Genomic DNA, 25,162 nt, shown 5'->3' with positions numbered 1-25,162 from the left:
CAGCTCAGACCGTCGCTTCGGTGCCCCGCACCTTCCCGACGACGACGTCGACGATGCCCGCGAGCAGCGCCGCCCCGACGAACCCGAGGGACACCCCGAGTCCGAGCGGCAGGCCCTGCGTGTAGTCCCCCTTCGAGTTCGCCAGCACCGAGTAGAAGACACTCCCGACGGCGGCGATCCCGATCGCCGAGCCCACGCGGGCACCGACCTGGATGAGGCCGCCGGCCGAACCGCCCTGCTCGACCGGCACCTCGGACAGCGTGAGCGTCTGGTTCGGCGAGATCGTCAGACCGGACCCGATGCCCGCGACGAGCAGCGGGACGACGAGCCACCATCCGAGGTCCGAGCGGTAGTGGTTCGCGACGACCCACACCACCGCGCCGAGGCCGATGAGCACCAGGATCGTCCCGATGACGATGAGCTGGCGCCCGAACCGGTGCACGATCCGTCCGCCGATCGTCGACGCGATGCCGGAGCCGACCGCGAACGAGACCGAGGACAGGCCGGCGAGCAGTGCCGAGTAGTGCAACCCGGACTGCAGTGCGAGCGTCAGCACGAAGAACAGCGGCGTGAACCCGGCGAAGTACAGCGTCGCGAGGCCGACCCCGAGCGAGAACGACCGGCGGCGGAACAGCCCGAGGTCGATGACCGGCTCCTTCGTCCGCCCGTACCGACGCTCCCACAGCACGAACAGCACGGCGAGCACGACGGCGACGACCACGAGCCACCACTTCGTGTTCCCCTTCCACTCCTGCGACTGCACGAAGGGCAGGAGCAGCGCGACCACGGCAGCGCCGAGCAGCACGATGCCGACCGGGTCGAAGTCGTGCTTGCGGCCGCGTTCCGCCCGGCTCGCCCCCGGCAGGTACCGGAAGGCCAGGAGGATCGTGACGAGTCCGACGGGCAGGTTCACGAAGAAGACGAACCGCCACCCGTTCTCGGTGCCGAACGCCGTGATGAGGAGGCCGCCGACGAGCGGGCCGATCGCGGTGGCGATGCCGACCGTGGCACCGAAGAGCCCGAAGGCCGTGCCGCGTTCCTTGCCGCGGAACAGCTGCTGGATGAGCGCGGTGACCTGCGGCGTGAGCAACCCGCCGGCGAGGCCCTGCACCAGGCGGGCGAGCACCAGGACGATGCCGTTCGGGGCGAAGCCACAGAGCGCGCTCGCCAGGGTGAAGAGCCCGACGCCGACGACGAACATCCGCCGGCGTCCGGTGGCGTCCCCGAGCCGTCCACCGGGGACGAGCAGCAGACCGAACGACAGCGCGTACCCGGAGAGGATCCACTGGACGGCCTCGGGGGTCGCTCCGGGCAGCCCCGTGGAGATCGACTGCAGGGCGACGTTGACGATGGAGACGTCGAGCAGCACGATGCCGCCGCCGAGCAGGCAGATGACGAGCGCCTTCCAGCGGTTCGGATCGGGCTGGTCGCCGCCATCCCCGCCGCCACCGGCCGCGTCGGCCTCCGGCGGGGCCGCGTGGTGTGCTGCGTGGTGCTCGACGAGGGGAGCCGCATCGGGCTCGACGGGTTTGCGGTGTTCAGCTGCCATGACGATGCCACGCTAGGCCGCGGTCCCTGTCCGGTGCGGCCAGCACGGACGGTGCGCTGTACCCCACCGGTGAGCATGCGCACAGCCCGGCGGGGCACGGCCGGCGCACTCCGAGCCCGGCCGGACCACTAGAGTGGCGCCGAAGGAAAAACGCGGCCGATCCGGTCGTGGCGACACGTGGGCCGGTCGGTCCGCCACTTCTGAGCAGTCAGGAGTGCGCGATGCACGACACCCGTCCCCCCTTCGACCCCGAGCTGGCCGGTTTCCTCGAGACGCTGCAGGCCAGGGGGCCCTTCCGGTTCGACCCGTCGATGCTGCCCCGGATGCGCCAGCTCGACTGCAGCGAGGCGGAGCTCGACGCCCGACTCGACGCTCGCGGCCTCGAACGCCAGGAGCGGACGATCCCGGGCCACCTCGGCGCCCCGATCACGGTCGCCGTCATCCGGAGGAGCGGTCAGGCCGGCCGGACCGCCGGGACCGGCACCGCACCGTGCTTCCTCGCGATGCACGGCGGCGGGATGATGTTCGGCCACCACCTCGGCAACCTCGAGTCGTACGACCCGTTGCTCGCGCACGACGCCGTCCTCATCAGCGTGGACTACCGACTGGCCCCCGAGCACCCGGACCCGACACCCGTGGAGGACTGCTACGCGGCCCTGGTGTGGACCGCCGCGCACGCGGACGGACTCGGCATCGACCCGGACCGGATCGTCCTCGTCGGCCAGAGCGCCGGCGGTGGCCTCGCCGCCGGCACGGCACTGCTCGCCCGGGACCGCCAGGGGCCGTCGGTGTCCGCGCAGATCCTGGTGTCGCCCATGCTGGACGACCGCGACGCCACGGTGTCGACGCAGCAGATCGACGGCGTCGGGGTCGCGGACCGCGACTTCGTCCGCACTGGATGGACGGCCTACCTGGGCGACCGTCGCGCGACGGACGCGGTCTCCCCCTACGCCGCGCCGGCTCGGGCGACCGACCTCCGAGGGCTCCCGGCGACCTACATCGACTGCGGGAGCGCCGAGGTGTTCCGCGACGAGACCGTCGCCTTCGCCAGCCGGCTCTGGGCAGCCGGGGGCGACGCTGAGCTCCACGTCTGGCCCGGAGCCTTCCACGGCTTCACGAGCATGCAGCCGGAGGCGTCGATCTCACGCGCTGCGGTCAGCGCGTTGGCGGGCTGGACGACACGGTTCCTGGAGCGTCAGGTCGCACCCGCTCCGGCGGTCTGACGCGGGGACGGCGGACTGGAGGCGCGGGGCGAGCCCAACCCGCGCCTCCAGTCCGACGGCCACCGCCGGTTTCAGTGCCCTGTCGGCTCGTCCACGTCGTCGACGTCCCGCCAGTTCCCGATGACCGGGAACTCGGTGACCCGCAGCCGGGCGGAGCCGTACGGCACGAGGCGGAGGTCGTCGTCCGGACCGTGGTCGAGCACCGGGCTGGGCGGCGGCACGTCCGCCTGCGCCCCGGCCGTCCGCCACTCGGTCGCGCGTGCACCGGGGGCGTGCAGCACGACCGCGGCGCGCTTCCGGTCCCGCAACGACCACGGGGCATCCGGCACCGGGCCGCGGGTGACCCGCCACTCCGCCGCGTCCCGCAGGTCGGACAGCGCCCAGTTCCAGGACCCGCGGGGGTGCACCTCCCACTCACCGATGCCGGGAGCGCCGTCGTGCGACACCCACCGCTCGCCGGGCGAGTACACCATCGTCAGGGGGCCGAGCCGCACCGCTGCCGCCTGGCGTTCCCGCCGGACCACCCGGGCCCGCATCGGCAGGACGAGGACGACGTCGCCGGCCGACGACCAGTCCCGCGTCAGCGTCACGTACCCGTCCTCGGCGACGATCGCGACCGGTTCACCACCGACGGACAGCGTCGCTTCCGTGGCCCACGTGGGGATCCGGAGCCGGAGCGCGAACGGGACCGTCCGATCCGTCGTCACCCGGATCGTCACCGTCTCGTCGAACGGGTACTCGGTGTCGACCACGATCGACAGGGCGTCGTCCCCGACCGAGGTAGCGACCGCCGACGGCGCGTACGCGACCACCCGCAGTCCGTCGTCGTCGCGCAACCACAGGTGGGACACGAACTTCGGCCACCCCTGGTGCAGGTTCGCCGTGCAGCACCCGAAGTGCGGCTCGAGTCCGAAGATCCCGGCGTCGTCGGAGGAGAAACTCCACTCCCGTCGGGCGACGGACACCTCGACCTGGTTCGCCTGCTGGTGGTACTGGTGCCCGCGCATCTCGGCGTCGCTCGACGCCGGCAGCAGGTTGTACGCGAGCGACTCGAGCCGGTCACCGTCGACGGCCCGTCCGTAGACCTGGGCGTGCACGGCCGCGGTGAACATCATCTCGACGACCTGGCACGTCTCGATGCCGGCGGTGGCCTCGCGTCCACCGAGCCACTCGTCGCCCGAGAACCACCCGCTCGCCTGGCCGTGCCAGCGGTCGAGGGCGGCGAACGATGCTTCCGTCCGCGCCACGTGCCCACCGAGGTCACGGTCGCGGAGCGCGTCGACCGCGCCCGTCTTCAGCCCCATCGCGACGTTCGGCCCGTGCGTCCGGTGCGAGAAGACCCGTGCGGGTCCGGTGATGAGCTCGTCCGCCAGGTAGTCGTCCCAGCGGGTCGTCTGCTCGGCCAGCAGGTCGACGAGGTCGAGCAGCCAGGCGTCACCGGTCCGCTCGTGGAGCCACCAGACCGACAGCGCGTTGTCGGCGCCGCGGGCACGTCCCCACGACGTCAACGGGCGACCGGGCAGCGCACCGAGCTGGTGGCGGAAGTACCGCTGGAGGAACGGCGCGACCCGGTCGTCGCCGGTCGCGTCGGCGTGCTGCGTGAGCACCTTGAGCGCAACCATCCGCGGCCACCAGTCGTCGTTGCCCGCCGGCCCGAAGAACCCGTCCTCGCGCTGCGACCCGAGGATCCACTCGATCCACGGTCCGGCCAGCGCGAGCAACCGCGAGTCCTGCAGCACGTGGGCGAGCGGGACGAGTCCGTCGAGGTAGTACGGCCCGCGTTCCCAGTTCTCGCCCGGGCCGCCGCGCCAGCCGCTGTCCGGACCGACGTCGGGCCAGATCGCCTCGAGCTGCCCGGTGATGTTGTCGGCCTGCAGCCGGAGCTGGTCGAGCAGCCAGCCCCGCGGCGTGATGCTCCCGAGCGCGAGGGGCCGGTGCGGTCGACCGGCGTCGGTGGTGGTCGGCGTGGCGGTGCCGGTGTCCTTGCCGGTGTCCTTGCCGGTGTCCGTGATGGTCATTTGATGGATCCTCCGATGAGACCTCTGGTGTAGTACCGCTGCAGGGCGAGGAACAGCACGACGACCGGTACGGTCGCGACGCACGCGACGGCCGTGAGGAGCCCCGGGTCGATCACCGGGACACCCGGGATCTTGAAGGACGTGCTGATGCTCGAGAGTGCGAGCGGAAGGGTGTACTTGCTGTCGGTCGACAGGAACGTCACCGAGCTGAGCAGGTCGTTCCAGCCGGCCATGAAGCCGAACAGGGCGACGGTGACGAGCCCCGGCCAGGCCAGCGGGAGCATCACGGAGCGGAGGATCCGCCCCGTGCCCGCGCCGTCGATGGCCGCCGCGTCCTCGAGCTCCGGCGGGATGCCGTCGAACGTGTTCCGCATCACGAACACCGAGAACGGCAGCTGCAGCGTCACGAGGACGAGCACCACCCCGGCGAGCGAGTCGAGCAGCCCGAGCTTGCCGAGCACGATCGACAACGGCGTGAGCAGCCCCTGGAACGGCACGACGAGCGGCGCCAGCAGGAGCACGAAGACGATCGACGAGCCGCGGAACCGGATCTTCGACAGCGCGTAGGCGGCGAGCGTCGACACGACGGCGACGAGCACGGCGACCGCGATGGCGACGATGAACGAGTTGACGATGTTCTGCCGGAGGTCCACCGAGGGGTCGAAGACCTTCGTGTAGTTCCGGAGCGTCAGCGTCGCGAGCGACTCGAACCCGATCCCCCGCGCATCCGCATCCGCCGGCAGGAACGACCGGAACAGGATGTAGACGATCGGTGCGATGAAGAGCAGCGCGAGCACCGTGCCGACGACGAAGTAGGCGACGTCACCGGCGCGCGGTGCGCGACGACGCCGACCAGGGGTCGCACCCGGCACGTCGGTGCGGCCCGTCGTCTCCGGCCTGGAGGCGCGGCTCGCCTCCCGTCGGGAGGCTGCGGTCGTCCGCCGGGTCACGTCGGTGGCGCTCATCGCTCGTCCTCCACGCCCGTCGACCGGAGCGCGCGGAGCTGCACCACTGCGATGACCAGGATGATCACCGTGAGGATCATCGACAGGGCGGCTCCGTAGCCGAGGTCGTACCGGACGAACGACTGCTGGTACGTGTACATCACGGTCGTCGTGGTGGAGCCGCTCGGCCCGCCCTTCGTGAGCACGTAGAACTGGTCGAACACGAGGATCGAACCGGACACCGCGAGCAGGAGGCAGAGCGCGAACTGCCGGCGGACGAGCGGGAAGACCACCGAGCCCTCCCGCCGCCACCAGCCGGCGCCGTCGATCTTCGCCGCTTCGATCACCTCGGTCGGCACCGCCTGCATGCCGGCCATGAGCAGGATCATCGCGACGCCCATCGACTTCCAGACGGTCAGGACGACGACCGCCCAGAAGGCCGAGCCCGGTGCCGTGAACCAGGCCGTGTTGCCGTCGGTGAGTCCGACCGACCGCAGGAGCACGTTGATCACCCCGGTCCCGGGCACGAGCAGCACGTTGGCCATGTACGCCGCCGCGGTGAACCCGATGACGACCGGCATGAAGAACGCCGTGCGGACGAAGGACACCATCCGACCCTCGCCGCGGACCATCGTCGCGGCCGCGTAGCTCGTGGCCATCCCGAGCGGCACCGACACGACGGTGAAGAGCAGCGAGAAGCCGAGGGAGCGCCAGAACGCCGCGTCCTGGAACGCCTGCGTGTAGTTCGCGACGCCCGCCACGCTCACCTTGCCGAGCAGCGGCCAGTTCGAGAAGGACATCCCGACGAGCAGCACCATCGGGACGACGAAGAACACGACCGCGAGGACCAGCGCCGGGGCGAGCAGCACCCACGCGAGCGTCTGGCGGCGCCGGCTCCCGGGGCGCGGACGGGAGCGGGTGCCCCCGTCCGCGACCCCGGCGAGCGCCGAGGTGGTGACGGCCGTCACTGCCCGACCTGGCTGTAGGCCTGCTCGATGAGCGAGTTCGCCTGCTTCTCGGCGCTGGCGAGGGCGGTCTTCGCGTCGGCGCCCTGGAAGATGACCTTCTGGGACTGCTGCGCCCACGGGCCGTTCGGGTCGTTGATCACGGCGTTGTAGGCGATGCTCTTCGGGAGCTTGCCGATCGCGAGCGTGTCGACGATGTCCTTCGACCAGTCGTCCGTCGCCAGGCTCTTCGCCACCGTGAGGTCCGGGGCGATCCAGCCCTGCGACAGGTCGATCTTCGCGGCCTGCTTGGAGCTGACCAGCCACTTCATGAGCGACCACGCACCGGTCGTGTTCTTCGCGCCGGCGGTCATGCCGATCTCGTCACCGCCGAGGAACGAGCCCGACCCGCCGTCCACCCCGGGGATCCCGACCGCGCTGCCGAAGTCGGCCTTCTTCGCCGTCAGGGTGTTCGCGCCGCCGAAGACGATGCCGACCTTGCCGTTGAGGGCGTTCTCCTGCCCGACGTTGCCGGGGTCCTGGTTGGGCTGGTCGGTCTTCTGCATGAGCCCGGACTTCCACATGTCCTGGTACCAGTCGACCATCCCGACCAGTTCGGGGCTGGTGAACTCGGCCTTCTGGTTCTTGCCCGCCGCCGTGAGCACGCTGCCGCTCTTCGCCCACGAGCTCGGGAAGCCCGTCCACGCCTGCCCCACGCCGCCGAGGGTCGAGAAGCCGGAGACCCCACCGCCGAGCGCCTGGATCTTCTGGGCCGCCGCCTTCACCTCGGCGAGGGAGGTCGGCGGCTTGTCCGGGTCGAGTCCCGCCTTGGTGAAGAGCGACTTGTTCCAGAACATCTGCGAGCCGGTGAGGGCCACCGGCAGCGCGAAGTTCTTGCCGTCCAGCGTGCCGATCTCGACACCGGCCGGGGCGAGGTCGCCCTTGTTCGACAGGCCCTTCACCTTGTCCGTGACGTCTGCGAGCAGCCCCTGCGTCGCGAGGAGCGGCGTGTTGACGATGTCGTAGCTGACGAGGTCCGGCACCGAACCGGCCCGGGCGGAGTTCGCGAGCTTCGTGAGGTACTGGTCGGCCTGGATCGTGGAGAGCTTCACCGTGACGCCGGGGTTCGCCTTCTCGTACGCCTTGACCTGGTCCGTCAGGTCGACGCCGCCGTCGCGCTGCCAGAGCGTGACGGTGCCCTTCGCCGCACCGCCGCTGTCGGCCGTGCCGCTCGAGGAGCACCCGGCCAACGCCAGTGCCGCGACCGTCAGGGCGGCCGCCGCGACCGCGGTCCGCCGGATCGTGGATGTCTTCATCGTCATCTCCGCATCTCTCCTTGCCGCATCGTTGCCGCAAGCTTTGCTGTGTTTGCCGACGCTAGAGTGCGCTTGCTGGCGTGTCAATGCTTGACGTCCGAATCGTGATGCGGCAAGGTTTGCCGAGTGCCGTACGTTCGCAACGCAAGGAGGACGCCGTGGTCAACCGACGGGAGGTGACGCTCGCCGACGTCGCCGCACAGACCGGCGTCTCCGTCGGGACGGTGTCGAAGGTCCTCAACGGCCGCGGGCAGATCGCCGAAGCAACGCGGCAACGCGTGGCCGCAGCGGCGACCCAGCTGGGACTGCACGTCCGCGCCGAGACACCAGCCGCGCCTCCCGACCGGTCGTTCCTGGTCGGCGTGCTCTCCACCGACGCCTACGGACGGTTCACCATCCCGATCCTCACCGGAGCCGAGGACACCTTCGGGCCGGGTGAGGTGTCGATGCTGCTCGCCGAGAGCCGCGGCGACCCGATCCGCGAAGCGCACTACGTGCAGACGTTCCTCAACCAGCGCGTCGACGGCATCGTCGTGGCCGGTCGCTCGAGCGATCCGCGCCCCTCGATCACCGGACTGCTCGGCGTGCCAGCGGTCTACGCGCTCTCGCCGTCGCTCGATCCCGACGACGTCTCGATCGTGCCCGACGACGAAGCCGGCGCCGCGCGCGCGATCGACCACCTGATCGGCTCCGGCCGACGGTCCATCGCCGTGATCTCCGGCGCCCGGCGGCACACCGCGAGCTCCCACCGCGTCGAGAGCGCGAAGCGTGCGATCGCAGCTGCCGGGGCAACGCTCGCCGGCGGCGACGCCCTGTACGGCGAGTGGAGCGAGCGCTGGGGCTACGAAGCCGCCACGCGGTTGCTCGGCACCGAGTTCGACGGGGTGTTCTGCACGAGCGACCAGATCGCACGCGGGGTCGTCGACTGCCTGCGCGAAGCGGGGATCGCCGTGCCGACCGCGGTCGGGGTCGTCGGGGTCGACAACTGGAGCGTCATCACCGACGCGGCGCGGCCCTCGATCACGTCGGTCGACCTCAACCTGCGCGAGGTCGGACGGCAGGCGGCGGACCTGCTCATGCGGAAGATCGCCGGTGAAGCCGTCGAGGGTGGGGTCCGGACGGCGGAGTGCTTCCTCGTGCCGCGGCAGTCGACGTGAGCGAGCTCTCCGCGATCCTCGCTGCTGCCGGCTTACCGACTGATGGTCCCTACGAGATCAAGGGCGGGTGGGTCAGTCGGGCGTGGGTCGGGGACTCGTACGTCGTCCGGGTCGGCGACCAGGCGGCCGGGAGCGCGTACGAGCACGAGGCCGGGGTCGTCCCACTGCTCGCCGGCACCGACGTCCCGCACGCCCGGCACATCGCACACGGGTCCTCTCCCGATGGCGCGTGGTCCGTGTCCGCCCGGCTGCCCGGTCGGACGCTGCACGACGCGTGGCCGTCGGCCTCGGTGGGCGAACGTCGGTCGATGATCCTGTCGTTGGGGCGGGCGCTGCGCGCGCTGCACCGTGTCCCGGTGCCGTCCGGGCTCCGGCCGCCGTGGCTCGTCTCGGCACTCGCCGGCGGGTCGTGGCCGGCGTACCACCCGCCGGTCGTCGAGGCGGCACCGTCGCTGGTCGACGATGCGGCTCGGGTCGGGCTCGACCCGCACCTGGTCGCGGACGTCCGCGCCTGGGTGTCATCGCGCTCGTCGCTGTTCGCCACCGATCACCACGTGCTCGTCCACGGGGACCTGCACGGCTCGAACATCATGGTCGACGGTGGGCGGGTCACGGGGTTGATCGACTTCGCCGAGGCCGTGGCGCAACCGGCGGACGTCGAACTCGACACGATCCTGCGGTGGTGTGCGCGCCCGGAGGAGTTCCCGCCGACGCCGTCGTCGCGGGGGCTCGATGCTGCTTCGCTGGCGCCGGTGCCGGGGTGGTTGGAGGAGGCGTACCCGGAGTTGTTCGCGCGGCCTGGGTTGCGGGCGCGGCTGGAGTACTACGACCTGTGGGTGGAGTTGGCGATCCTCGGGCACCATCCAGATGCTGCGGTGCGGGAGCTCGCGGAACGGCGCATCGGGCGGACGGTCAGTGGGCCGGGCTGGTAGGACACTCCCGGGTGTCAGCCGGCCTTCTCGCTCTCCCGCCGCGACCACGATCGCAGACTCGAGGAAGCCACCAGCGCGGCGCCGATCATCGCGGGGTACCCGCTCACCGCTCCGAAGCCGACGGCATCGAACGGGTTGAAGGGGCGCGTCGTCCCGGTCGACCAGGTGACCCCCTGGACCACGGCGAACACGACGATCAGGAGCGCGACCACGCCCGCGGTCGCACCGACAGCGGGCCAGCGCCACCCGCACCCGACCGCCAGCGCAGCGAGGACCGCCAGGAGCAGCAGGACCAGCGGGTGGGTCGTGAACGGCCCGGGCACGTCCAGCGTCGCGACGAGGAACGTGGCGAACTCGAAGACCAGACCAGTCACGAATCCGACCAGCAGTGCAGCCGTAGTGCGTTTCGTCGTGGCCATGGTGATCCTTCCCCCCAGCGACTCGCGTCAGCGGACTGATGTTCCAGTCGGTTACCGGTCATGTTCGCGATGAAACGTACCAACGCTCCTACCCATCGTCTGCCTCTCATCCTCGCAGGAATCGCAGTGGCTAGCACGGCCGCCGCTCCCACGCCGACCGGCGTGACGAGGAGCGCGGGACGACCTTCTCCGCGGAGGAAGCCGACGGCGATGCGATCGCCGCCGAGACGGGCGCCGCGGGCTGACCCAGCCGGGTTGCGCCCCCGAGTCGGGACCCATCGGACGGGAGGCGCGGTGCCAGCTGGCACCGCGCCTCCCGTCCGGTGGTCGGTTGCGTCAAGGACGCGTCGTGCCCCGCAGCGTCGCGGACGGCAGCTCGCCGAAGCGTTCGGCGTACGCGCTGGCGAACCGGCTGACGTGCAGGAAGCCCCAGCGGGCGGCGACCTCGGACACGGTGACGCTGCCCGCGCAAGCGGTGATGAGGTCCTCGCGGGCCCGCTCCAGCCGGAGTCGTCGCAGGTAGGCCATCGGCGTCGTGTCGAGTGACCGTCGGAAGCTCTCCTGGAGGCTGCGGACGCTCGTCGAGACGGCGGACGCGAGCTCTCCGACCGTCCACGGCCGCACCGGGTCGTGGCGGAGGAGCTCGACAGCGCGGGAGACCGACCGGGACCCGGATCCTCCTCCGGGCGTCTCGAGCGCAGCCGAGTAGTTGTGCGGGTGCCCGAGCAGCAGGCTGTGCAGGAACACCTGCTCGAGGCTGCGGACCGCGAGTGGGTGTTCGAGGAGGCCCGGCGTCAGCCGGGAGGCCTCGTCGACGAGCCGGACGGCCTGCGACACGGCCCGGCCGCCGTCGGTCGTGAGGTCGAACTCGGCATCGAAGTCGAGCGGTGTCGAGGCCGGCGCGTCCAACAACAGCTCCAGCTCGGTCTGCAGGTCGCGGTGCGGGATCATGATCGCGACCTGCGCGAACCAGTCGCTGCAGTCGAGCTCCACCGATCGCCCCGGCATGAAGACCCCGGCGGTCTGCTCGGTCCCCCGGAACCGCCTCCCCGGGGCAGTCCGCATGGTCGTCTCCGACCGGACGGGGATGTCGAGGTGGTAGTTGACCGGCTCCGCCGTGCGCATCCGGACGGCCTCGCGGAAGTGCATGTACCCAAAGGTGATCCGCCCCGCCGTGAGCGCGTTGAGGTGCATGCGCAGGCCCGGGGCGGGCTCGGACGGGGTGATCTGCACCGGGAGGAACACCTCGCCGAGCACGGCGGCGGCCTCGTCCACGGTCGTGCTGGCGGCGACTCGATGGGAGGCGAACATCTCCACTGCACTCCCGGTCATGGCGCGACTCTACCGGCCGCGTCCACGTCCACCGGGCACGATCCCGCGCTCACCGACGGTGACTCCGCGCGCAGCGGATGGCGCGTGTCCTCGGGGCCTGTCTACCGTCGATTCCCACCGTCGAAGTCCACGAGCAGCTGCCTCGGACAGGGAGGATGAAGATGACCGTGCTGGAAGCCCCACCGCTGTTCGACCGTCCGCTCCCGCCGCGTGTCGTGACCGCGTCGGCGAGCGGCCAGGACGCGGACCGGATCCTCGTGTTCGGCGACGCGGTGTTCGCGCCCGGAGAGTCCCTGCACCATGCCTCGCGGACGATGGCGGTCGCGTTGGCTGCACGCTCCGGACGTGGTGCCGACGTGACCGCGGTGCCCTGGTCGAGCTGGTCCGGCCAGACGCTGGTCTCGGCCGGGAGCGGGATCCACGTCACCAACTACGACGTCGTGGTGGTCTGCCTGTCCGGCAGCGTCGTCCACAGCCGCACGACGACCACCGCGGTCGTCGGCGCAGCCGAGGAAGCGCTCGTCCTGGTCGATCAGCTCCGACCGCAGCTGGCGCCGACCGCGGAGATCGTGCTCGCGCTGGCGCACAAGGAGGACCAGGCCGCCCTCGTGACCGCGTTGCAGCAGGCGCGACGAGACCTGGTCGTGCTCGGCGTGGACACCGACGCGACCACGTGCACCCCGCCGCTCTTCCTCGAGGTCACGCACCTGCTGCTCGAGCAGCAGCGCGCCCGCGCCGGGAGCCCGCAGTGGCTCCGCTCGGGGCCGCAGCCGATCGAGCACCGCTACGAAGCCATCCGTCGCCTGGGCATCGTGGACGCCCCGGCCGATGCGGCCCTCGACCGGATGGTGCAGCACATGACCGAGCTCTTCCGCACGAACGGGGCCGCCATCACCTTCCTGCCGGCGGGACGGCAGTGGTCCGCCGCGAGTCTGGGGATCCCTCGCGGAACCGGAGCGCTGCAGGACTCCTTCTGCCGCACGACGGTGCTGCGCTCAGGACCGACGGTCGTCGGGGACGCATGGGACAGGAGCCGTCCGCAACTCGCGCGACGAGGGCGGATCCGCTTCTACGCGGGCCATCCGTTGGAGGACCTGGACGGGACCCGGGTCGGCGCGGTCTGCGTGTTCGACCCGGCTCCACGTGGGGAGGACGCCGTCGAGCTCGACCTCCTGCGCGACTTCGCCGTCCTGGCACGCAACGCCCTGTACGGGCTCTGAACTTCACCAGCTTCGGGTCTGGTGAAGCGCCCCGTGCCGGACGGCGCGGGCGCGACGAAGACGGGAGGGGCGGGATCGGGTACCCCGCCCTCCCGTCCGTCCTGATCGGGTGGCGATCGGCTACCGGTCCGCTGCTGCCCAGCCGAGCCGCGCACCGAGCCCGGCCGCGAGGACATGTGCGTCCCGGAGCGGCATCCACCAGCAGGTCCAGCTGACCTCCTCCCCTCCGTCCGCTCGGGAGCGTTCCCCGGCTCGCCACCGCTCGGTGACGTCCGCCTGTTGGAGGGACATGAGGAAGAAGTGACGGACAGCGATCTCGTCCCGGGCAGGTCGCACGTCGTACCGCTCCGTACCCAGCGACCGCACCACACTGCCTGAGCGGCCGGTCTCCTCGAACAGCTCTCGCTCCGCAGCGCGCTCGGGCGTCTCGCCGCACTCGATGGTCCCGGCGGGCACCCGCACCCCAGTCCGTGTCAACGCAACGGTGTCGTGGGTGAAGACGAGGATGTGTCCGTCGTGGATCACGTAGCAGACGACCTTGTCGACTTCGAGTGGCACGAGTCCACGGTACGACTCGGAGCCAGGCCTGCGCTCACCCGAGCGGCTCGACGCCGTAGCTCGTGACCACTGCCCGCAGCTCGTCCAGGTACGTCTGCGCCTGCACGGTGAGCGGCACCGAGGCGTGCGCGATCCACCCGATCTCGATGCGCTCGTCGACGTCGAGCGGGATCGCGACGATCTCGGGGTCGAGGTCGTCGCTGATCAACCCCGTCGAGATCGTGTACCCGCCGAGCCCGATCATGAGGTTGAAGATCGTCGCCCGGTCCGACACCCGGATCTCCCGCTTGCTCGACATCGTCGACAGGATCTCCTCCGCCAGGTAGAAGGAGTTGTTCGCGCCCTGGTCGAACGTGAGCCGAGGCAGGTCGGCGAGATCGGCGAGGGTCGCCCGTTCCCGCGACGCGATCGGGTTCCGCCGGGCCACGAAGATGTGTGGCTCCGCGACGAACAGCGGCGTGAACACGACCCCGGCGTCCCGCAGCAGCTTCCCGAGGACCTGACGGTTGAAGTCGTTGCGGTAGAGGATGCCCACCTCGCTCCGCAGCGTTCGGACGTCCTCGATGATGTCCCAGGTGCGCGTCTCACGGAGCGAGAACTCGTACTCGTCCGCAGCCGCCGCTTCGACCATCCGGACGAACGCCTCGACGGCGAACGAGTAGTGCTGTGCGGACACCCCGAGCAGCCGACGCGACGGCTGCCCTCCGACGTAGCGCTGCTCGAGGAGGGAGACCTGCTCGACGACCTGCCGGGCGTACCCGAGGAACTCGACCCCGTCGACGGTGAGCACGACCCCTCGGGCCGAGCGTGTGAACAAGGGGCGCCCGATCCGCGTCTCGAGGTCCTTCATGGCAGCCGACATGGTCGGCTGCGCGACGTAGAGCAGATCGGCCGCTGCGCTGATCGAACCCTCCGACGCGACCTCGATGAAGTACCTGAGCTGCTGGAGCGTGATGTCGTTCGAGACGCGAGCCATAGCCTGAGGCTATACCTGCGCATAGTGATTCCGGATTACCTGATGACCCGCGCCTCCCGTCATGATCGAGGGACACCTCCAACAGCGCCCTCGGGCGCTCGACGTACGGACTGCCGACATGGCGAACGACCTCACCTTCAGCATCACCAGGACCCGCTTCGACGAGGACTACTCCCCCGCCGACAGCTCCCGGCTGACCACGAACTTCGCCAACCTGGCGCGCGGCGAGCACCGTCAGCAGAACCTCCGGAACGCCCTGGCCATGATCGACGAGCGCGCCAACGACCTGGCATCAGGGGCTGACGCCGACCGCTACAGCGTCGAGCTCGACATCGTCTCGGTCACCGCACACTTCGTCGACGGGAGCGCGGACGGTGAGTTCCCCTTGATCGAGGTGCTCGACGTCACGATCGTCGACCAGCACACCGGCGAACGCCACCAGGGGATCCTGGGCAACAACTTCTCCTCGTACCTGCGTGACTACGACTTCGCGGTGCTGCTGCCGTCCGCTGGGGGCGTTCCGGACGACTTCGGCCAGCTCCACGGGGCGCTCTTCCAGCGCTTCCTGGAGTCGGATGCCTTCCGCTCGCAGTTCGATGCCGAGCCCGTCGTCTGCATCAGCGTCTCGACGAGCCAGACCTACCAGCAGACGGAGACCGTCCACCCGGTCCTCGGCGCGGAGTACCACCACGAGCACTCCTCGCTCACCGACGACTACTTCGGCCGGATGGGCATGCAGGTGCGCTACTTCATGCCCCCGGGCGGGAAGGCGCCGCTCGCGTTCTACTCCCGCGGCGACGTCGCCAACGACTACTCGGACCTGCAGCTCGTCGGCACGATCGCCACCATGGAGACGTTCCAGAAGATCTACCGGCCGGAGATCTACAACGCGAACACCGCCGCACCGAGCACCTACCGCCCGAGCCTCGAGCACACGGACTTCTCGACGCCGCCCGTCACCTACGACCGCGAGGAGCGCAGCCGCCTCGCCATCACCCAGGGCCGGTACACCGAGGAGCACCTCGTGAAGCCGCACCGAGCACTCCTCGAGCGGTGGGCTGAATCAGCCCTCGCCCGCTGACTTCCTCTGCCCTCTGACTGACTGGACCATCACTTCCATGAGCTCTCTCCTTCCCACTTCGATCGTCGGCAGCCTGCCGAAGCCGTCCTGGCTCGCCGAGCCCGAGCGGCTCTGGTCCCCCTGGCTCCTCGACGGCGCAGCGCTGACCGAGGGCAAGCACGACGCACTCCGGGCTGCCGTCCACGAGCAGGAGCGCCACGGCATCGACATCGTGAGTGACGGCGAGCAGACCCGCCAGCACTTCGTCACGACGTTCATCGAGCACCTCGACGGTGTCGACCTCGAGCGCAAGGAGACCGTCCGGATCCGTGACCGGTACGACGCCGCCGTCCCGACCGTCGTCGGTGCCGTCAGCCGTCGCCAGCCCGTGTTCGTCGAGGACGCGAAGTTCCTGCGTGCCCAGACCGACCGTCCGATCAAGTGGGCGCTCCCCGGCCCGATGACGATGATCGACACGCTCTCCGATCAGCACTACAAGAGCCGCGAGAAGCTGGCGTGGGAGTTCGCCACGATCCTCAACCAAGAGGCTCGGGAGCTCGAGTCCGCCGGCGTCGACATCATCCAGTTCGACGAGCCCGCCTTCACCGTCTTCCACGACGAGGTGCAGGACTGGGGCGTCGCCGCACTCGAGCGCGCTGCCGAGGGCCTCCGCGCCGAGACCGCCGTGCACATCTGTTACGGCTACGGCATCGAGGCAAACAACAAGTGGAAGGAGACACTCGGGGCCGAGTGGCGGCAGTACGAGCAGTCCTTCCCGCTCCTGCAGCAGTCCTCGATCGACATCGTCTCCCTCGAGAGCATCCACTCGCACGTACCGATCGACCTCGTGGAGCTCATCCGTGGGAAGAAGGTCATGCTCGGAGCGATCGACGTCGCGACCGAGACCGTCGAGACCCCGGAGGAGGTCGCGGAGGTGCTCCGTCGGGCTCTGGAGTTCGTCGATGCGGACAAGCTCATCCCGAGCTCGAACTGCGGGATGGCTCCGCTGGCGCGGGGCGCGGCGCTCGCGAAGCTCAGCGCGCTGTCCGCTGGCGCGGACATCGTGCGGGCCGAGCTCGTCGGCGCTGCCGTCCCGGCGGGACGCTAGTCGCCCCTGCTCGTTGCGCCGGGCGGATGCTCGGCTCTCGATCCTGCCTGGAGGCGCGGCTGCCGTCCGACCGACAGGTCGCGTCGGTGCGGGCGTCACCTTCGTACTCGAGCACGATCCCGGATTCGACGTGCGCTCGCCATGACGATCGTCGCGAACACTGCTGCGACGATCCAGGTCCCGACGCCGAGCGGGCCCGCGAGGGCGAGGTCGGGCGGGTACTCCGCCGATGAGAACAGCAGCACCACGCCGCCCGATGCGTTGAACGCACCGTGCCCCGAGGACGGCGGGCCACAGGGAGCCGCTCCAGATCCGGAGCCAGCCGAGGAACGTCCCGACGGCCGTGGATCCGACGATCATCAGGCAGACCCCGAACAAGTCCGGACGATCGAAGTCGTAGCCCAACAGGATGATCGGGCTGTGCCAGACGTCCCAGACCACACCGGTGATCAGTACGGACGGCCAGTCCCCGAGCGGCCGGAGCGCCGGCTGCAGGAGCCCGCGCCACCCGACTTCCTCCCCGAATGCGAGCACCCCGTTCGGCACCGCAGCGATCGGGATCGCCACGACCTGCACGAGCACGAGCAGACCGATCGGCGAGACGTCCCGCGCTTCCTCGGGAAGCATCGCGGCGTACCCGCTGAACGTGTCGAGGTCGAGGCGAACGAGACGCAGGAGTGCGGCGACGGCGATGCCGGCGAGGACGACGAGCGAGAGCAGGACGATCGCGCCGAGCGAGAAGCGCACCAGCCTTCCGACAGGTCGCATCGGTACGATCCCGAGCCGCCGGAGCGCCTGACGCACGGGAACACGTTGCTGCAGCAGCACCACGATCGCCGCTGCTCCGCAGGGTGTGAACATCATCGCCGGCAGAACCCACAACGCGTGTGCCGACGCCAAGCCTGCCGGATCGATCCAGAGGGGGGAGGCAGACGAGCCACGCGAGAGCACAAGCCAGGACCGTGAAGACCAGGACCGGCGTCCAGCGGACCGTCCCACCGTCAACGCGCGGCATCAGGCGCCTTCCGGACTGCTCGGTGCGCGGCTGCCACGCTCCACAGACCGCCGGCCAGCAGCACGGCAGCGCAGAGGACCACCGCGAACACGCTGCTCGCCCGCTCTGTCAGAGCTGCGGTCGTCCCGAGAACGATCACGCCAGCCGCGGCAACGCTGGTCGGGAGCACAGCAGCTTGGTGTCCCCGGCGCCATGCTGCCGGGTCCTGCATCGTCGTTCGCGTGCGGACACCGACGAACGCGTTCCGGCCGACGACACCGCGCGCCGGCAGGACGACGGAGACCACGGTCAACACGGCGGCAGCCATCTCGACGAAGATCAATCTCTCTCCCTTTCTCAGTCGGGCCGGGCGAGCGCCCGGCTGGAGGATCAGTCGTCGCACGACTGCCGCACCTCCTGCTCGATCAGCGCCGTGGCGATCGCATCGGCCGCATGCGGAGCCTTCGCGAGCGTGTGGACGACAGCAGTGACTCCGGCCGCGTCGGCGATGACCGCTCCTGCCGCTCGGACCTCTCCGTTGATCCAGGTCGATGCCCCCTCGCGCTGCCAGCTCACGGTGCGCGCGGACCGAGCTCCCGGCTCGAGCGCCCAGTCGGCATAGCGACAGAGATCGTCGAACGTGGACCAGACGCCCCCCTGCCGACGCGAAGGACGACGCCCCGAGCGCCCACGGCGTGATCGCGCGACCGAAGAGCTTCGGCACCACGCGCTCTCCCTCGGCAGGCACGAGTGCCGCCGAGGTGATGCCCGCCGGCTCGAGGACCTGCTCGCGCACGGCGTCGAACCAGTCACCGTGCACCTCGTCGAGCACTGCACCGAGGAGCGCGTACCCGAGGTTCGAGTACACGAACCGGCCACAGGGTGTGACCGGCACCGCGGTTGCCGGGTCGAGGGGAACGCCGACGGCCTCCCGGTACGGATCGCCGAACACGCTGTCACGCATCGTGGGCGGAAGTCGCGGCAGCCCGGAGGTGTGGTGGACCAGGTCCGCGACGGTCATCTCGGCGTCGGACACGCCGGGGAGGTAGTGCGCGACCGGCCGATCGACCTCGAGGGTGAGCCAGGCCGTGGTGCCCACGATCCCCTTCGTGATGCTCCCCCATTCGAGCAGTGGGGCGGTGGCGTACGGGCCGCGGGGCTCACGGACGGTTCGCCAGCCGTCGGCCGCACGAACGCTCGCGCGCCAGTGGCCGGATATCGTCCGCGGATCTCGCACAACGGCTCCGACCACTACGAGCCGAAGCCGTCATCGTCGGGTTCGGTCGACCGCTCGCGGTGCCGTGCCACGAACCACGTTGCCGGCCCGATGATCGGGACGAAGAGGACGACGACAGTCCATGCGAGCAAACGGCGGCCAGAAGTCGAACCCGATCGGATCAGCGACAAGAACGCTGCGAGTGCGAGCAACAGCGCAACAACGGACACGGTCATCAGCACTCCGTCGAGCGCCGTCGGAACGAGTGGACTCATCGTGTGCTTCTCCGCCCGGGCATCATCTCGTTCACTCCCAGCGGTTGTACGTGATCGCGCCGTTTCCCTTGGCGCTGAGGCGCTGCACCGCGGAGTAGGTGCTCCACGCAATCGTTCCCCATGGGGTCGGCACGCCTCGCTTCACGACGACCTTGCACTTCGCGGTGGCCTGTCCGCCACTGATGTAGCCGCTGCTCTTGGAGGTCGTCACCTGAGTGAACGGCTGGACGTTCCTGACCACCGTGCACGAGTAACCGAGCATCTTCCTCGCGGCAGTACCGCTGTACTCGTACGACATCGAGACCTTCGTCTCGGTGAGCCTGATTCCAGCGAAGGAGAACCACTGCGTACCCCAGGACGACCGCGATGCCGCCCTCGTCCCGATCCCGACGCCATCTTCGTTCTGCACGGCCTCCGACGGCTCCACCTCTCCCCACTCGAAGTCCCCGTTCGCGCGAACGGTCTCAGGGCCAAGCACCCTCTCGTCGGAGGCGGCAGTTGCGGCAGACGCAACAGCCGGATCCAAGAAGTACGAGGCGAGCTCGTGCCGCTGTTCAGCGCTGAGGTGGTCGAAGGCCGCGACGTCCGACGAAGCTCCGGAAGCAACGAGGTCGGCGCGGATGGCCGACAACACTGCGGACGGCGTTCGCGGAGCGGCAACGTCGCTGGCGGCGGCTGGCGCGGCACACATGATGGAGGTGGCGACGACGGCGCACACCGCGCCGATCGAGGCGATCCGTCCGCAAGTCGGCTGCTTCATGAAGCTTTCCCCTCACTTTCCGGCCCCAACGCCAGGTCTCGTCGTCGGCAGCGTTGCCGACAGTGAGCAGTCAAGTCATTGATACATCAGATACGCAACTTCAGACGCGGACCGGGCGTGTCGCTTCCGGACTCGGGGAGAGAGCATGCGGTCGTGCGCCGGGCGTCGCCCGAGGGATGACAATGCTCGACATGCTCCAGCGCGAGGTACGTTCCCCGCAGTCAGCCAGCCGCGTACAGTCCCAGCCAACGCACCACTGGCGGAAGATCGGGGAACGCGATGCGACTGATCACGGGGACGACACTGGTCGTTGCACTGGCCGTCGGAGCGCTGATCGGCCTCGCGCCGCCAGCGACCGCGGCCGGATCGGGAACGATCACCGTGCAGCTCACGACGCCGGACGGCACCGCGATCCGATTGGCGGACGTCGAACTCGCAGCGATCGGCACCGACGCCGTCGTCGGGAACGCCACCACCGACGATGACGGCACCGCGACGTTCACCGGCATCTCCGCACCGGACACCGTCACTGTGGGTACGCGGCAACTCCCACAGCACGGTGCCGAGACCTACGCCCCCGGTCTCCGCTCGGACATCGAGGTCCGCAGTGGTTCGACGGTCCCGGTCACCTTGCCGCTCGTGATCGGTGCCACCGTCCAGGGCGAGGTTGTCGGCCCCACCGGACCCGCCGCCGGACGCCTCATGTACGCATGGAACGACGACACATCGCAGGTGTTCCGGACGACCTCCGACAGCGCGGGCAAGTACCAGTTCGTCGGACTCAGCACCGGGAAGTACCGCATCGAGGCGTACGCCAGCGGGACTGCGTCGCCCGCGGTCTGGAAGACCCGGGTGTACCAGCAGCGCGGGACGCTCCCGGCGTCGCAGGTCACGCTGTCGCGGCACTACGCGCACAGCGACTACGACCTGATCGTCTACGCCGCCTCGGCGTCCCGCGACCCGTCGGCGCAACTCAGCGGCGCGAGTGTCACGGTGACGAAGGCGACGACCGGAGCGTCGTTCTCCACCAGGTTCTCCACGCTGCTCGACAACGAACAGACGGCGCAGTTCCAGATCCCGTCCGGGCAGTACCTGGTGGAACTGCGCACGACGGCGACACCCGCAACGCCCGCTCAGGTGCTGTGGCTCGCACGTCCCGGTGGTGTGTACCGGTACGTCACCGACCGGGCACAGGCAGTCCCGGTGAAGGCCGTGTTCGGCGGTCACAACTTCTGGGGCGGGTCGTTCTCCGAGACAGCCACGCGCTGAGTACCCCGTGAAGCCCCCGGGCTCGCCTCACGACCCCTGACACTGACGGGTCAGGCCTGGAGCGTTGACTGCACACATGATCACCAAGAACGAGATCCACGAGGTCGAGAACGCGCCCGTCCGAGACCGCGACGGCGCATCGGTCGGCAAGGTCGCACAGGTGTTCCCCTCCGACGAGGACGGCAGCGCCGCGTTCGTCAGCGTCGCGACAGGGCTGCTCGGGAGTCACCACACGCTCGTCCCGGTCGAGGACGCCACCTTCGACGGCACAGTCCTGCACGTCGGGTGCACGAAGAGCGCGATCAAGGACGCGCCCTCCCCCGGAGACGGGAACACCATGTCCGTCACCGAGGCGAACGCCGTCCGCAAGCACTTCGGGCTCTCCCCCGCAGGCAAGGCGACCGGCGACATGGGCGACTCGCACGAGAACCTCGACCAGGCCGGTACCGGCCCGGCGGGCGCAGACGACACCGAGGGTGCGGGCACGACGCCACCGGCCTGAGCAGCGCTGGGGCGACGACGTCCGCGAGAGCGGTGGCGCGGATCCGACGCTCGACCGCGAGGTGTCGGTGGCCCGATGAGGAGCATCGACTGAGTCGCCGACGAACGCGAGTACAGACTGGAAGCTTCTCATGCTCGGGGCGATCGACGTCGCGACCGAGACCGTCGAGACGCCGGAGGAAGTCGCGGAGGTGCTGCGGAGGGCGCTCGAGTTCGTCGACGTCGACAAGCTCATCCCGAGCTCCAACTGCGGCATGGCTCCGCTGGCAAGGGGCGCTGCGCTGAACAAGCTCGGCGCGCTGTCCGCGGGTGCGGACAGCGCGCGGGCCGAGCTCGTCGGTGCCGGCGTCCCGTCGGGACGCTGGAGACCCCGGTTCGTTGCGTCGGCCGTCGGGACTCGCGGCTGCCGTCCGACCGACAGATCGGTCACACCTGCTACCGGTACATCGTTAACGAAGGCGCGCTCACGCTCCCCAGTGCTGCTGGCATCCGAGGAGCGATGGAGGAAGCGGCAGGATCCGAGGCAGCCGTCGGCACGATCGCTCCATTCCTCGAAGCGCGCTTCTCTGGCATCACGATGGCGATCAGTTGCAACACGGTCGATCAGCACTGATCGTCATCGCTGTACTTGCGGAACTTCTCACGCGGCGCTGGACAAGCCCGGCGCGCAGCCGGCGCGGCGAACCTCCCGGAGCGAGCTCGCTGGTGACTGCTGAGGTCACCAGGGAGGACCTCACCGGTCGCGAACGCGACCAGGTCCGGACGGGAGGCGCGGTTCCAGCAGGCATCGCGCCTCCCGTCCGCCCTGTGGGTGCGTCCGCTACCCGCCGACGGTGACCGGAGCTGCGGAGGGCTTGCGGCTTTGCTGCATCCAGACGAAGAACCCGGTGAGGGTGAACACCCCGTAGAAGACGTACATCAGGCCGGAGGCGTAGTACCCCGCCGAGAACAACAGCGGCACACCGACCAGGTCGACCGCGACCCAGATCAGCCAGAACTCCACCCACCTCTTCGCCATCCCGTACGTCGCCAACAGCGACCCGACGAAGATCCACGCGTCGCTCCACACCGGCTCGTACGACCCCAGCGCACGGAACACCGGCGTCAGGACCGCGGTCCCACCCACCAGCGCCAGCACCAACAGCCCGCGGGTCTTCCAGGAGGCCCAGCGCGGCTCCACGACGGTCGTCGCATGATCGGGGCGGTGCGTCCACCGGTACCAGCCGTACACACTGACGATCACGAACATCACCTGCCGGCCCGCCTGACCGAGCAGGTTCACCGGGTTCGGGGTGTCGAAGAGCGCCCCCATGAACACGGTGAAGAGGAGCACGTTGCCGACGATCCCCACCGGCCACGCCCACACCTTCCGACGCATCCCGCCGAGGGCACTCAGCAGCCCGAACACGTTGCCGATCACCTCACGCCACAACACCGTCTGGTCACCGATGACGAGCTGCGCGTCGAACAACCAGTCGAGCACGTGCATCAGCGCGGATGACTGCCGGCCAGGGACGCCGTGATCGCCGACCCCCAGCGCCCCAACCACGGAGCGAGCGCATCCGGTTCCGCGAAGCCGCGGTCGGAGAGGTACAGCCCCTGCACGGGGACGACCGCTCCGAGTTCGACGAGCACCGGCTTGAGGAGCAGCTCGGGCGCGAGGTGGTGGGTCGGCCCGGCCCCGAGCATGAGGGGCACGGCGGTCACACCCGCCATACCGTCGCCGGTGGCGAACTGGTCGAGGAACAGCTTGAGCACCCCGGAGTACGTCGCCTTGAACGTCGGTGAAGCCACCACCACCAGATCCGAGGCCGCGACGGCCCTGACCGCCTCCGTCACTGCTGGATCGCCCCAACCGAGCAGTGCCGGGCCGAGGTCGATCACGTCGATCACCGTGGTCGGCGGAGACCCCGTGACGGCCTGGGCGACGAGGCGAGCGGCCTCGAGCGTCCGGGACGCCGGCTTCGGGTTCCCCGCGACGACGGTCACCGCGGGGCTGCTCATGCGGTGAGCTTCGCGAACGAGGACCGGTGCCACACGAGGGGGCTGTGCGTGAAGTCGGACATCAGGCCGTTCACCCGGAGCACCACGATGTCGTGGTCGCCGGCCGGGTAGGTGTGCTCGACCGCGCAGTCCAGCCAGATCGGCGCTCCTTCCAGGAACACGGACCCGGTGTCGGACACCATCGTGTCCACTCCGATGAACCGGACGGACTTGTCCCGGGACGCGAGCTGCCGCGTGACCGTCTCGTGCCGCTCCCCGAGGATCGACACCCCGATGGACGGTGCTCCGGCGAGCGTCGGCCACGTGGTGGAGGTGTGTTGCACCGCGAACATGACGAGGGGCGGGTCCTGCGAGACGCCGACCGTGAACGAGGACGCGACGAGGACGGTCGGCTCGTCGTCGACGACGGCGGACAGCGCGGCGACACCGCACGGGAAGCCGGAGAACGCCTGACGGAGCAGAGCAGGGTCGGCGGTGGACGGAGAGGTGAACATCGGTGCTCCTCGGGGTCGGACGGATCGGGAACGTGCAGCGGTGTCAGGCGGCGGCGATCGGGGCAACCAGACCCGACCGGTGCAGTGCACCGGTCACGGCGTCGACGAACGCGCTCGTGGCGAGGGTCGGGAACTGCCCGGTGGTGGGCATCGGCAGGACGTGCGTCCCGGGAACGACGCCGAAGACGATGGGGTCGTGGTCCGTGAACTGCGCGGTCGGAGGCTCGAGCACCGTGAGGTGCACGCCAGCGGCGACGAGGGTGTGCATGTCGTCCCAGGTCTGCCGGTGTCCACGGAAGACCGCCGGGTAGACGGACGCGTAGCGGTCCGCGTTGCTGATCGCGTCGGCGACCGCTTCGTAGAGGACCCTCGGGTGCTCGGTCCCGTACAGACCGACGTTCTTCGCGTACAGCTTCGTCAGGGTCGAGCCATCAGCCGGGAACGTGATCGGCGGAGCCCAGTCCGTCGCCCAGCGTTCGAATGCGTCGTCGTCGGGCTCCTCCTGCGCGTACAGCACGGCCCCTGGCACCCGGTCTGCCCCCGCCTCGACCGCCATCGCCGTGACGAGTGCGGAACCGGTCTTCATGCCGACGGGCAGGAACCGGTCGACCCCGAGTGCGTCGAGCGCCTGGAGCAACACCGATGCGTAGTCGGCGAGGGGTCGGTCGGCCGGTGCGTCGTCCGACTGGCCGAAGCCGGGGGTGTCGAAGGCGAGCACTGCGACGTCGTCGGCGAAGGCGTCGAGGACGGGTTGGTAGACCGCTGAGGTCCGGGGTGACTCGTGGTACATCGCGACGACGCAGCTCGCGTCCGCTGGAGCCGGCCCTCCGGCCCGGTAGTGCACCTGGCCCCACTCGGTGTCGACGTATCCGCGCATGGTCGTTCCTCTCTCG

At 69.9% G+C, this 25,162-nt stretch carries 25 protein-coding genes and 3 pseudogenes; 9 read left to right on the top strand and 19 right to left on the bottom strand.

What is annotated here, in order from left to right; all coding sequences use genetic code 11:
• Positions 1–4 precede the first annotated feature (4 nt).
• Positions 5–1,549: an MFS transporter gene (locus tag FS825_RS10480; RefSeq protein WP_144712718.1), complete on the bottom strand. Its 1,545-nt coding sequence runs from the start codon at positions 1,547–1,549 to the stop codon at positions 5–7.
• A 221-nt stretch (positions 1,550–1,770) separates the two neighbouring features.
• On the opposite strand from FS825_RS10480, the gene FS825_RS10475 reads away from it, so the two are divergent.
• Positions 1,771–2,772 (top strand): alpha/beta hydrolase, encoded by a 1,002-nt coding sequence (locus tag FS825_RS10475; protein WP_144712716.1) that lies wholly within the window; start codon positions 1,771–1,773, stop codon positions 2,770–2,772.
• A 71-nt stretch (positions 2,773–2,843) separates the two neighbouring features.
• Here FS825_RS10475 and FS825_RS10470 read toward each other — a convergent pair whose 3' ends face one another.
• Genes FS825_RS10470 through FS825_RS10455 form a run of 4 tightly spaced genes read right to left on the bottom strand, consistent with a single transcriptional unit; the run spans position 2,844 to position 8,000 of the window.
• Positions 2,844–4,790 (bottom strand): glycoside hydrolase family protein, encoded by a 1,947-nt coding sequence (locus FS825_RS10470; protein WP_144712714.1) that lies wholly within the window; start codon positions 4,788–4,790, stop codon positions 2,844–2,846.
• Positions 4,787–5,755 (bottom strand): carbohydrate ABC transporter permease, encoded by a 969-nt coding sequence (locus FS825_RS10465; protein ID WP_144712712.1) that lies wholly within the window; start codon positions 5,753–5,755, stop codon positions 4,787–4,789. Before FS825_RS10465 ends, FS825_RS10470 begins: the two co-directional genes overlap by 4 nt.
• The gene (locus tag FS825_RS10460) at positions 5,752–6,702 is read right to left on the bottom strand and encodes a carbohydrate ABC transporter permease (protein ID WP_144712710.1); all 951 of its coding nucleotides are present in this window, start codon (positions 6,700–6,702) and stop codon (positions 5,752–5,754) included. The genes FS825_RS10465 and FS825_RS10460 overlap by 4 nt, the downstream gene beginning before the upstream one ends.
• Positions 6,699–8,000, bottom strand: coding sequence for an ABC transporter substrate-binding protein (locus FS825_RS10455; protein ID WP_144712708.1), 1,302 nt, complete (start codon positions 7,998–8,000; stop codon positions 6,699–6,701). Before FS825_RS10455 ends, FS825_RS10460 begins: the two co-directional genes overlap by 4 nt.
• 152 nt (positions 8,001–8,152) lie before the next feature.
• On the opposite strand from FS825_RS10455, the gene FS825_RS10450 reads away from it, so the two are divergent.
• Together FS825_RS10450 and FS825_RS10445 are read left to right on the top strand one after the other, a co-directional pair.
• Positions 8,153–9,151 carry a LacI family DNA-binding transcriptional regulator gene (locus FS825_RS10450; RefSeq protein ID WP_186377185.1) on the top strand — a complete coding sequence of 333 codons (999 nt, stop codon included), beginning with the start codon at positions 8,153–8,155 and terminating at the stop codon, positions 9,149–9,151.
• Positions 9,148–10,083 carry a phosphotransferase gene (locus FS825_RS10445; protein WP_260981121.1) on the top strand — a complete coding sequence of 312 codons (936 nt, stop codon included), beginning with the start codon at positions 9,148–9,150 and terminating at the stop codon, positions 10,081–10,083. The genes FS825_RS10450 and FS825_RS10445 overlap by 4 nt, the downstream gene beginning before the upstream one ends.
• A 14-nt stretch (positions 10,084–10,097) precedes the next feature.
• Here the strand turns inward: FS825_RS10445 and FS825_RS10440 are convergent, their stop codons facing one another.
• Both FS825_RS10440 and FS825_RS10435 read right to left on the bottom strand, forming a co-directional pair.
• Positions 10,098–10,502: a hypothetical protein gene (locus tag FS825_RS10440; RefSeq protein WP_144712702.1), complete on the bottom strand. Its 405-nt coding sequence runs from the start codon at positions 10,500–10,502 to the stop codon at positions 10,098–10,100.
• A gap of 336 nt (positions 10,503–10,838) precedes the next feature.
• Positions 10,839–11,834, bottom strand: coding sequence for an AraC family transcriptional regulator (locus tag FS825_RS10435; RefSeq protein ID WP_144712700.1), 996 nt, complete (start codon positions 11,832–11,834; stop codon positions 10,839–10,841).
• A gap of 161 nt (positions 11,835–11,995) precedes the next feature.
• Between FS825_RS10435 and FS825_RS10430 the strand changes: the two genes are divergently transcribed.
• Positions 11,996–13,054: a GAF domain-containing protein gene (locus FS825_RS10430; protein ID WP_144712698.1), complete on the top strand. Its 1,059-nt coding sequence runs from the start codon at positions 11,996–11,998 to the stop codon at positions 13,052–13,054.
• A 120-nt stretch (positions 13,055–13,174) separates the two neighbouring features.
• Here FS825_RS10430 and FS825_RS10425 read toward each other — a convergent pair whose 3' ends face one another.
• The gene (locus FS825_RS10425; protein WP_144712696.1) at positions 13,175–13,612 is read right to left on the bottom strand and encodes an NUDIX domain-containing protein; all 438 of its coding nucleotides are present in this window, start codon (positions 13,610–13,612) and stop codon (positions 13,175–13,177) included.
• A gap of 34 nt (positions 13,613–13,646) precedes the next feature.
• Complete coding sequence (locus FS825_RS10420) at positions 13,647–14,588, bottom strand: LysR family transcriptional regulator (protein WP_144712694.1); 942 nt, start codon at positions 14,586–14,588, stop codon at positions 13,647–13,649.
• Positions 14,589–14,706: 118 nt separating this feature from the next.
• On the opposite strand from FS825_RS10420, the gene FS825_RS10415 reads away from it, so the two are divergent.
• Positions 14,707–15,669, top strand: a complete 963-nt coding sequence (locus tag FS825_RS10415) for a putative oxygenase MesX (protein ID WP_144712692.1) — start codon at positions 14,707–14,709, stop codon at positions 15,667–15,669.
• Between the two features lie 37 nt (positions 15,670–15,706).
• Entirely contained in the window at positions 15,707–16,756 is a 1,050-nt protein-coding gene (locus tag FS825_RS10410) for a methionine synthase (RefSeq protein WP_144712690.1), read from the top strand.
• Between the two features lie 339 nt (positions 16,757–17,095).
• On the opposite strand, the pseudogene FS825_RS19125 reads toward FS825_RS10410, so the two are convergent.
• The 6 genes and pseudogenes from FS825_RS19125 to FS825_RS10390 form a co-directional block, all read right to left on the bottom strand.
• Positions 17,096–17,383: pseudogene (locus tag FS825_RS19125) on the bottom strand (CPBP family glutamic-type intramembrane protease); the annotation flags it as partial.
• Positions 17,384–17,757: 374 nt separating this feature from the next.
• Complete coding sequence (locus tag FS825_RS18945; RefSeq protein WP_260981119.1) at positions 17,758–18,153, bottom strand: SdpI family protein; 396 nt, start codon at positions 18,151–18,153, stop codon at positions 17,758–17,760.
• A complete protein-coding gene (locus FS825_RS18940) occupies positions 18,141–18,326 on the bottom strand; it encodes a hypothetical protein (RefSeq protein ID WP_260981118.1) in 186 nt (61 codons plus the stop codon). The genes FS825_RS18945 and FS825_RS18940 overlap by 13 nt, the downstream gene beginning before the upstream one ends.
• Before the next feature lie 166 nt (positions 18,327–18,492).
• A pseudogene (locus FS825_RS19120) lies at positions 18,493–18,987 on the bottom strand (serine hydrolase); the annotation flags it as partial.
• A gap of 14 nt (positions 18,988–19,001) precedes the next feature.
• Positions 19,002–19,202, bottom strand: coding sequence for a PLD nuclease N-terminal domain-containing protein (locus FS825_RS10395; protein WP_186377183.1), 201 nt, complete (start codon positions 19,200–19,202; stop codon positions 19,002–19,004).
• Positions 19,203–19,272: 70 nt separating this feature from the next.
• On the bottom strand, positions 19,273–20,001 hold the full coding sequence (locus tag FS825_RS10390; RefSeq protein WP_144712684.1) for a hypothetical protein: 729 nt from the start codon (positions 19,999–20,001) through the stop codon (positions 19,273–19,275).
• Between the two features lie 279 nt (positions 20,002–20,280).
• On the opposite strand from FS825_RS10390, the gene FS825_RS10385 reads away from it, so the two are divergent.
• From FS825_RS10385 to FS825_RS10375, 3 genes and pseudogenes are all read left to right on the top strand, one after another.
• Complete coding sequence (locus FS825_RS10385; protein ID WP_144712682.1) at positions 20,281–21,270, top strand: carboxypeptidase-like regulatory domain-containing protein; 990 nt, start codon at positions 20,281–20,283, stop codon at positions 21,268–21,270.
• Between the two features lie 76 nt (positions 21,271–21,346).
• Positions 21,347–21,772, top strand: coding sequence for a PRC-barrel domain-containing protein (locus FS825_RS10380; RefSeq protein WP_144712680.1), 426 nt, complete (start codon positions 21,347–21,349; stop codon positions 21,770–21,772).
• A gap of 121 nt (positions 21,773–21,893) precedes the next feature.
• Positions 21,894–22,115 (top strand): annotated as a pseudogene (locus FS825_RS10375) (methionine synthase); the annotation flags it as partial.
• A gap of 476 nt (positions 22,116–22,591) precedes the next feature.
• Here the strand turns inward: FS825_RS10375 and pnuC are convergent.
• The 4 genes from pnuC to FS825_RS10355 are packed head-to-tail and all read right to left on the bottom strand — an operon-like array spanning position 22,592 to position 25,146.
• The gene (gene pnuC / locus FS825_RS10370) at positions 22,592–23,260 is read right to left on the bottom strand and encodes a nicotinamide riboside transporter PnuC (protein WP_144712678.1); all 669 of its coding nucleotides are present in this window, start codon (positions 23,258–23,260) and stop codon (positions 22,592–22,594) included.
• Positions 23,260–23,775 (bottom strand): NADPH-dependent FMN reductase, encoded by a 516-nt coding sequence (locus tag FS825_RS10365; RefSeq protein WP_144712676.1) that lies wholly within the window; start codon positions 23,773–23,775, stop codon positions 23,260–23,262. The genes pnuC and FS825_RS10365 overlap by 1 nt, the downstream gene beginning before the upstream one ends.
• The gene (locus tag FS825_RS10360) at positions 23,772–24,269 is read right to left on the bottom strand and encodes a flavin reductase family protein (protein WP_144712674.1); all 498 of its coding nucleotides are present in this window, start codon (positions 24,267–24,269) and stop codon (positions 23,772–23,774) included. Before FS825_RS10360 ends, FS825_RS10365 begins: the two co-directional genes overlap by 4 nt.
• A gap of 43 nt (positions 24,270–24,312) precedes the next feature.
• On the bottom strand, positions 24,313–25,146 hold the full coding sequence (locus tag FS825_RS10355; RefSeq protein ID WP_144712672.1) for an alpha/beta fold hydrolase: 834 nt from the start codon (positions 25,144–25,146) through the stop codon (positions 24,313–24,315).
• Between the last annotated feature and the right edge of the window lie 16 nt (positions 25,147–25,162).

The sequence above is a fragment of the Curtobacterium pusillum genome (genome assembly GCF_007680845.1).
Taxonomy (GTDB): Bacteria; Actinomycetota; Actinomycetes; order Actinomycetales; family Microbacteriaceae; genus Curtobacterium; species Curtobacterium pusillum_B.
This window is presented reverse-complemented; position numbering and strand designations above follow the sequence as displayed.